Annotated in this window: 9 protein-coding genes; 3 read left to right on the plus strand and 6 right to left on the minus strand. The window is 42.9% G+C overall.

All coding sequences use genetic code 11. The features are described 5' to 3' along the window. Positions 1–120 precede the first annotated feature (120 nt). A complete protein-coding gene (locus PX481_RS29950) occupies positions 121–339 on the plus strand; it encodes a DUF2283 domain-containing protein (RefSeq protein ID WP_353852127.1) in 219 nt (72 codons plus the stop codon). An 18-nt stretch (positions 340–357) separates the two neighbouring features. Further along, positions 358–1881, plus strand: coding sequence for a class I SAM-dependent DNA methyltransferase (locus PX481_RS27930; RefSeq protein ID WP_288097187.1), 1524 nt, complete (start codon positions 358–360; stop codon positions 1879–1881). A gap of 46 nt (positions 1882–1927) precedes the next feature. On the opposite strand, the gene PX481_RS27935 is transcribed toward PX481_RS27930, so the two are convergent. The 5 genes from PX481_RS27935 to PX481_RS27955 all read right to left on the minus strand — a co-directional run bounded on the left by PX481_RS27935 (position 1928) and on the right by PX481_RS27955 (position 6191). Next, positions 1928–2968, minus strand: coding sequence for a sulfate/molybdate ABC transporter ATP-binding protein (locus tag PX481_RS27935; protein ID WP_288097190.1), 1041 nt, complete (start codon positions 2966–2968; stop codon positions 1928–1930). Positions 2969–3048: 80 nt separating this feature from the next. Then, positions 3049–3891: a sulfate ABC transporter permease subunit CysW gene (gene cysW / locus PX481_RS27940; RefSeq protein ID WP_002797969.1), complete on the minus strand. Its 843-nt coding sequence runs from the start codon at positions 3889–3891 to the stop codon at positions 3049–3051. A gap of 41 nt (positions 3892–3932) precedes the next feature. Then, positions 3933–4775, minus strand: coding sequence for a sulfate ABC transporter permease subunit CysT (cysT, locus tag PX481_RS27945; RefSeq protein WP_004159580.1), 843 nt, complete (start codon positions 4773–4775; stop codon positions 3933–3935). Between the two features lie 19 nt (positions 4776–4794). Beyond that, complete coding sequence (locus PX481_RS27950) at positions 4795–5136, minus strand: NIL domain-containing protein (RefSeq protein ID WP_002768372.1); 342 nt, start codon at positions 5134–5136, stop codon at positions 4795–4797. An 11-nt stretch (positions 5137–5147) separates the two neighbouring features. Further along, the gene (locus PX481_RS27955) at positions 5148–6191 is read right to left on the minus strand and encodes a sulfate ABC transporter substrate-binding protein (protein WP_004159578.1); all 1044 of its coding nucleotides are present in this window, start codon (positions 6189–6191) and stop codon (positions 5148–5150) included. Positions 6192–6361: 170 nt separating this feature from the next. Here PX481_RS27955 and PX481_RS27960 point away from each other — a divergent pair, with 170 nt between their 5' ends. Further along, complete coding sequence (locus PX481_RS27960; RefSeq protein ID WP_004159575.1) at positions 6362–7141, plus strand: Crp/Fnr family transcriptional regulator; 780 nt, start codon at positions 6362–6364, stop codon at positions 7139–7141. Positions 7142–7361: 220 nt separating this feature from the next. Here the strand turns inward: PX481_RS27960 and PX481_RS27965 are convergent. Continuing rightward, positions 7362–7716 (minus strand): putative dsRNA-binding protein (locus PX481_RS27965; protein ID WP_288097194.1); only part of this gene is annotated, 355 nt, incomplete at its 5' end.

Consider the following 7716-nt stretch of genomic DNA (forward strand, 5'->3'; position numbering starts at 1 on the left):
ATTCAGGTACTTTTTCCCTGAAAATTAGGTAGTTGACCACCTCAAAACTGGTAAAACCCCACACCCCACACCCCACACCCCACACCCTGCCCCCAGGAAAAGCTTTTTCAGCAAACCCTAATTATCAAATATGACCCAACGGGAGACATTCTCTATATCAATAAATGCGCTCCCTATCCCGAACAAGAATCCGAAGAATTAGGAGATGATATTATTGTGAGAGTCAACCCCCAAACCGAAGAAATCGAAAACCTAGAAATCCTATTCTTTTCTCAAAGACTGCAAGAAAAAAACGAACTCCAACTCCCCCTCATTGCCAATCTCCGCTTGGCAGGTTAGACAAATTAGGTAAACTCAATGGCTAAAAAAAACAGCAACGACAACGGTAAAACCTTCACCACCCAACAGGGACTTAACAGCTACATCAAAGGCATCTGCGACATCATGCGGCGTTCCAACTGTGCCGGTGCTTTACAGTACGTCCCCGAACTCAGTTGGCTACTGTTCCTCAAAATCCTTGACGACACCGAACAGCGAGAAGCGGAAGAAGCGGAAGCCGTGGGGGACTCTTTGGCCGATTCCATCCCCGAACCCTACCGTTGGCGAGATTGGGCCAACCCTCAAGGCAACCGCCGCCTTAACCTGCAAATGGGGCAAATGGGTCAATTTCTGCCCTTTGTCAATGAAGAAGTCATTCCCTACCTCAAAAACCTCAAAAACAAACCCCAAGCCACCCCCCGCCAAAAAATTATCAGTGAGGTCATATCCAGTGTCGAACGAGTCCGCATCGACACCGAAACCAACCTGTTAGACATCCTCGATAAAATCCACGAAATCGACTACATTGACCCTACCCACATCTTCCCCATCTCCCAAGTTTACGAGGGATTGCTGTTGAAAATGGGAGAAAAAAACAACGATGGCGGTCAATTCTTTACCCCCCGGGAAGTCATCCGGGCAATGGTCAAAGCCATCACCCCCCAAGTAGGAGAAACCATCTATGACCCCTGCTGCGGTACGGGCGGATTCCTGGCCCAATCCTACGAATACATCCGCGATTTCCTAGCAGATGACATCACCCCCGAACAGCTAGAAACCATCAAACTAAAAACCTTTTACGGAAGGGAAAAAGAGAACCTCATCTACCCCATTGCCCTCGCTAATTTAGTCCTACACGGCATCGATTACCCCCACCTCTGGCACGGCAACACCTTAAACCGAGAAGTCATCTATGGCGACCTGTTCCAAGATGCTCCGCCCCAGTTCGATATTATCCTCACTAACCCCCCCTTTGGCGGCAAAGAACACAGGACCGTACAGGCACAATTTGCCTATAAAACCAGTGCTACTCAAGTCCTATTTTTACAGCACGTTATCGACAGTTTGAAACCGGGGGGACGCTGCGGTATCGTCCTAGATGAAGGGGTGTTATTTCGCACCAATGAAAATGCCTTTGTCCAGAGCAAACGAAAACTATTAAACGACTGTAACCTCTGGTGTATCGTTAGTTTGCCCGCGGGGACTTTTGTGGCTGCCGGTGGGGGAGTCAAAGCTAACATCCTCTTTTTTACTAAAGGCAAACCCACTGAAAAAATCTGGTATTATGACCTGTCCGATGTCAAAGTTACCAAGCGCAAACCCCTGATGATGAATCACTTTCAGGAGTTTCTAGAACTATTACCCAACCGAGAAGATAGTGAGAGGAGTTGGACAGTCACCCGTGAAGAAATCGAAGCCAAAAACTTTGACCTCAAGGCTGTCAATCTTAACACCAAAGTAGATGAAGATAAAAGCACCGTCAAGGAATTGCTAGATTTTATTGAGGAGAAAGGTAAAGAAGTTGCTCTAACTCTATCAGTGCTGAGAAAGTGGCAGCGGTGAAGGTCACTTATAGCTTTATGAAAAATTTTTAATAAACCTAGAGTTTTTAAATTGAGTAATCGATAACTTTCTCACTTTTATTGTCAAAATCAGTGAGTAAGGTCGCTTTTCTCGGTTTTAAATGTACCGTTTGTTCTGGTTGTAACTGTAATTGCTTGTATTCCTCCCGATTGAGATAAGCCACCACCATTTCCCCATCGGCTAACATTAATTCTACTTGTATTTCCCAGCCTAAATGAATAACTCTTTTTACCACTGCCCAACTATTCAAACCATCTTGTTCGGGCATAATTTCCAGGTCGTGGGGACGGATAAAAACGGTGGAATTATCACCCGGATGATGTCCATTTCCTAATCCTGCTAAACTGGGTAAGATATTCACTTCCCCAATAAACTGCATCACAAAAGGTGTGGCCGGATGATCGTAAATTTCGGCGGGAGAACCCACCTGTTCAATTTTACCATGATTCATCACGACAATCGTATCAGCTACCTCCATTGCTTCCTCTTGATCGTGGGTAACAAAAACACTGGTAACGTGAACTTCTTCGTGTAAATTTCTCAGCCATACCCTTAATTCTTTTCTAACTTTTGCATCTAAAGCTCCAAAGGGTTCATCTAATAATAATACATTCGGTTGAATGGCTAAAGCGCGGGCTAAAGCTACTCTTTGCCGTTGTCCTCCTGATAATTGGGCGGGATAGCGATCGCCTAATCCTTGTAATTGAATTAATTCTAATAATTCCTCAACTCTTTTCTTAATTACTGGCGATTTTTGCTGGCGAATTTCTAGACCAAAAGCAATATTTTGACGAACAGTTAAATGTTTAAATAGGGCATAATGTTGAAAAACAAAGCCGATATTTCTCCGTCTAGGATCCACATGGGTGGTATCTTGTCCGTTAATGATAATCGCGCCACTGTCGGGAGTTTCTAATCCGGCAATTGAACGTAATAAGGTGGATTTTCCCGATCCCGATGGTCCGAGGAGGGCGACTAATTTACCTTCAGGAATGGTTAAACTTATATTATCTAAAGCCTGAAAATTGCCGAAACGTTTAGAAACTTGCTGGATGGTAATACTCATATTTTTAGGTTTTTTGTAGAACGTAGGTTGGGTTGAAGCATGAAACCCAATGCCCGCTCATATTTTTAGGTTAATTGTAGTTAGGTAGTGTGAATTTTGTGGGCGGTTTTACGTTCGAGAATTTCTTTGATAATTAAAGTAACTCCCGCTAGTAAGGCGAGAATAGCCGCCGCACTAAAAGCGGCAGGAGTTAGATAATTTTTATAGGCCTGTTCTACGAAAATTGGCAGGGTAGCAGTTCTCCCTAAAATACTGCCAGAAACCACAGAAACCGCCCCAAATTCTCCCATCGCCCGGGCATTAGTTAACAGCACTCCGTACATCAATCCCCAACGAATATTGGGTAAAGTTATGCGCCAGAAAATCTGCCAATCACTTGCCCCTAAAGTGCGCCCCGCTTCCTCTTGTTCTAAGCCAATTTCTTCTAAGACTGGGATAACTTCTCTAGCGACAAAAGGCATAGTAACAAATATAGTTGCTAATACCATTCCGGGTAAAGCAAAAAGTATTTTTATATCGAAAAATTCTAGGAAAGAACCTAACCAACCATTGCGCCCATAGAGCAGTACAATCATTAACCCCGCTACCACGGGAGAAACGGCAAAAGGTAAGTCAATTAAACTAATTAATAAAGTTTTGCCACGAAATTGATTGCGAGCAATTACCCAAGCTGCACAAAGTCCAAAAATTGTGTTTAAAGGTACAGTAATTAGGGCAATAATTACTGTTAATTTTACCGCTTCGATAAAGTCAGAAGTTCCCGCCGCTTCTAAAAAAGCTTGGAATCCATTGCGAAAAGCATAGTAAAATACTGCCGCTGCTGGAATAAATAATAATAGTGCCAGATAAACAAGGGCGATGATAATTAGTAGGGGTTTGTAATCCCACTCTTTCGGTTTAGTTGATTTTTTTAGACTCAGCATTTTTGATCTGTCTCCAGTTATACCCTAATATTTTTTACTCTTTACTTAACTCTGTATTTTTGCCCCCATTGCTGCAGGAAATTAATTACTACTAACATGAACAAAGAAACCAGTAATAAAACCATGCCGATTACTGTTGCCCCCGTGTAATCATATTCCTCTAGTCTTTGGAAGATTAAAACTGGGGCAATTAAATCCTTAAAGGGAATATTAGAGGAGATAATAACTACGGAACCATATTCACCGATCGCTCTGGCAAAACCGAGGGCAACTCCTGTTAAAATAGCGGGTAGTATTGTGGGAAAAATAACTCGCCAGAAGATTTGCCAAGAGGAAGCACCGAGGGATAAAGCCGCTTCTTCTACCTCTTTTTCCATTTCCTGTAAAACCGGCTGTAAGGTGCGGACAATGAAGGGTAAAGCGATAAATAACATCGCCACAAAAACCCCTAAAATGGTAAAGGATATCTTAATGCCAAAGGGGGCAAAAAATTGACCGAGCCAACCGTTATCACTGTAAACTGTGGCTAGGACTAAACCAGCAACAGAAGTGGGTAAAGCAAAGGGCAAATCTACACAAGCATCGACAATTTTTTTACCCGGGAATCGATAACGCACTAATACCCAAGCGATAATAGTGCCAAAAACTCCGTCAATTAATCCGGCGATTAAGGAAGTAAAAAAAGTGACTTGGTAAGCGGATAAAGAAATCGGTAAAGTGGCAATGCGCCAAAATTCGGCAAAACCAAGAGTTAGGGATTTAGCAAATAGTGCCGCCGCCGGTAAAACCAACAAAACCACTAGATAACTAATGGTAATTACCCAAGGAATAGAAACTTTTTTCAGGGGTTGACTGGGAGATAAAGATAATTGTGGGTTAGCCATTGTTTATTATTGCTAGAGATTACCAATTGTCCGCTTCTTCAAGAACTTGTGCTGAATCATACCAAACTTCTACATCTAAATCTGCCAGATAGGAAAGGGCATTTTCTATCCCTTGGGAGTTGCCTTGTAGTTGTAGATCGAACCAGCCATCTTGATTATTATTTGCCGCTAACAAAGCGGAAAATATATTCACTTTTAGACCAGGAAAAGACCCTAAACGTGCTATAATTGGCTCGTTAATATATTGTTTAGGAATCCGAATTTTTATTCTTCGGGACGTGGGGCGATCGAGTCCTGATTGATCGAGATGTAAGTCACTTTGGGGATGATTAATAGTTTGCCATTGAGGTTGATTATCCATGGTTTTTCTCCTTAGGATTTACCAGCTTTAGTGAGAATTTTATCGAACAAGCCTCCATCATCAAAGAATTGCTTTTGTACCTTATCCCAACCGCCTAAATCCTGCACGGTAAAGAGATTTTTTATCTGAGGAAATTTACTCTCAAACTCTTTAACTACCCTCGGTTCAACGGGACGAAACCCCACCTGAGCAAATTCTCTTTGGGCTGCGGGAGTAAATAAAAACTGCACAAAAGCCTCGGCCACTTTTCTCGTACCTTTTTTATCCACATTGGCATCAACAACCGCCACGGGATTATCAATAGAAATATTGTAATCGGTGGGAACAGTGTAGGACAACTTCTCGCCTTTTTGGTTAGCGAGAATCATCTCATTTTCGTAATTAATCAGCACATTTCCCTGGCCTTGTTTAAAAAATACATCACTAGATTCGCGAGCATCTCTAGGTAAAACTGGCGCATTTTTAAACACTTTTTCGACAAAAGTTTGCGCCTCTTGTTCACTGCCTCCCGCTTGCGTCACCGAACCCCAAAGAGCGAGAAAATTCCAGCGCGCTCCGCCAGAAGTCTTGGGATTAGCGGTAATAACTTTAATATTATCCTTGGCTAAATCTGACCATTTATTAATTTTAATATTGGCATCACGAGGAACAAAAGCCACTACAGATTTATGAACAATAGAGTCATTGGTTGCTTCTTTTTCCCAACCGGGTTGAATTAATCCCGCTTGCTCAATTTTCTTGGTATCCAAAGCTAAAGCCAACGCTACCACATCCGCTTCTAAACCATCGATAACGGCACGAGTTTGGGAACCGGAACCACCATAACTCTGTTCAAAAGTTACCTTTTGCCCCGTTTTTTGTTGCCATTCCTCGACAAATTTGGGAATGATTTTTTCGTAGGCACTTTGGGTGACAGCATAGGAAACAAGCGTCACAGTCACGGGTTTTTGGCTGTCATTGCCGCTATTGGTGGGGGATGGGGTGCAGGATACCAGCATTCCTCCAGTCAGGACAGTTGCCATGAGTAGGGATAAACAAGACTGGGATGACTGCATCGGCGGCGCTCCTAAGATTTACTGTGAGGTTGTATCTGTTTTTAGGCGTGTTTTCATCCTACAGCACAGGAAACAAAATTTCAATACATTTATAAAACAAATTGGGAATAAGGCGATAACAAGGGAAACTGTGAGAAGATAAAATCAGTGCTACATCTAGGTTTGAGACTATGGGCAAGAGCGTCAAAGCCAAAAAAACAACCCTCCTACAACAACTGATTAACCAGAGTTTTCTCTTTCGCGGACTAGAGGAGGCTTGGTTAAGTCAGTATCTCGATGCCGACAATCTCAAGTTAGAGACGCTATTTTCCAATCGTCCCGTCTATACGGCTTTTCTCCCCGATGAATTTCTAGATGTTTTGTATGTGATTTTGGATGAGGGTGTAATCGTCGTCCGCAGCACTCCCCTCGACCGGATTATTGCCATTACCTACCCCGGTGGCTGTTTTGGTATGAGGAGTTTACCCTTTAGTTATGGTTTAGCCAGTCGCGCTTTTCCCTGTTTGGTGGAATCCTATAAAACTACCCACGTCCTGAAAATTCCCTTATCGGCACTAGAAAAGATTTACAACGATAACGAAAGTTTTCGTCAACGGTACTGTGTTTTATTTGAATTACAGCAAAAATTCGAGTATCATTTGCTTAATTGCAGTAGCTATCCACCCCAAGCTGTGGCGGCTTTACTCAGAGCCTTAATCTATCAAGAAAGAGAATTAGGCAGTCAACCAGATGCTGAAAATATCTATACTTTTGATTTATCCGTCGATGTGATTGCTCGCGCTTGTCAACTCAATCAACGCACCGTCGAACAGGTATTAAAAGGATTGCAAACCGTGGGATTAATTGCCTCAGAATCGACGGGGGATTTAATTCGGGTACTAGATGCCGAGGGTTTAAAAGAAGTGTACAGTGCCACCCGGGATAAAGTTAATTGGTGGCCCCTAAGATAAGTAGGAGCTGCTGAATAAATCTAAAAACTTTGTTGGATAAAAATTTTAGACTTTTTTCCCATCAAAAAGTACCAGCCATTGGAGTGATCGGGGGGGAAATTTAGGCACTTTTTCCCCGAAAATTAGGTAATTGACCCCCTCAAAATCGGTAAAACCCTACACCCCACACCCCACACCCCACACCCTACCCCCACGCAAAACTTTTTGCCGCAAACCCTATTTACCCTTGCAATTGACAGCGCTTTAAGGCATCTTCGGCAGCCGCTTTGGTGGCATCCTGTTTCCGTTTACCTTTACCTGTACCGTAGAGAAGGTTATTAACCCGCACTTCGGCGGTAAATTCCCTAGCGTGGGGCGGTCCTGTCACATCGATGATCGCATATTCTGGATTAGAGGCGAAATTAGCCAGCGCCCACTGTTGAAAGAGATTTTTAGCATCGATAAAAGATGGCGATTCCGATTGTTGAGAGACTAAATGAGAGGCTACAGGGATAAAAAGCCCGTGCAGATAGTTTTTAACCGCATTTAACCCCGAATCTAGATAATAAGCCCCAATTATCGCTTCAAAAGTGTCC

Source organism: Microcystis sp. M53603_WE2, from assembly GCF_030065435.1.

Excerpts from the sequence above, each read along its gene's own strand:
- PX481_RS27930 (WP_288097187.1), top strand. The coding sequence starts at position 358 with ATGGCTAAAAAAAACAGCAACGACAACGGTAAAACCTTCACCACCCAA.
- PX481_RS27935 (WP_288097190.1), bottom strand. The coding sequence starts at position 2,968 with ATGAGTATTACCATCCAGCAAGTTTCTAAACGTTTCGGCAATTTTCAG.
- cysW (WP_002797969.1), bottom strand. The coding sequence starts at position 3,891 with ATGCTGAGTCTAAAAAAATCAACTAAACCGAAAGAGTGGGATTACAAA.
- cysT (WP_004159580.1), bottom strand. The coding sequence starts at position 4,775 with ATGGCTAACCCACAATTATCTTTATCTCCCAGTCAACCCCTGAAAAAA.
- PX481_RS27950 (WP_002768372.1), bottom strand. The coding sequence starts at position 5,136 with ATGGATAATCAACCTCAATGGCAAACTATTAATCATCCCCAAAGTGAC.
- PX481_RS27955 (WP_004159578.1), bottom strand. The coding sequence starts at position 6,191 with ATGCAGTCATCCCAGTCTTGTTTATCCCTACTCATGGCAACTGTCCTG.
- PX481_RS27960 (WP_004159575.1), top strand. The coding sequence starts at position 6,362 with ATGGGCAAGAGCGTCAAAGCCAAAAAAACAACCCTCCTACAACAACTG.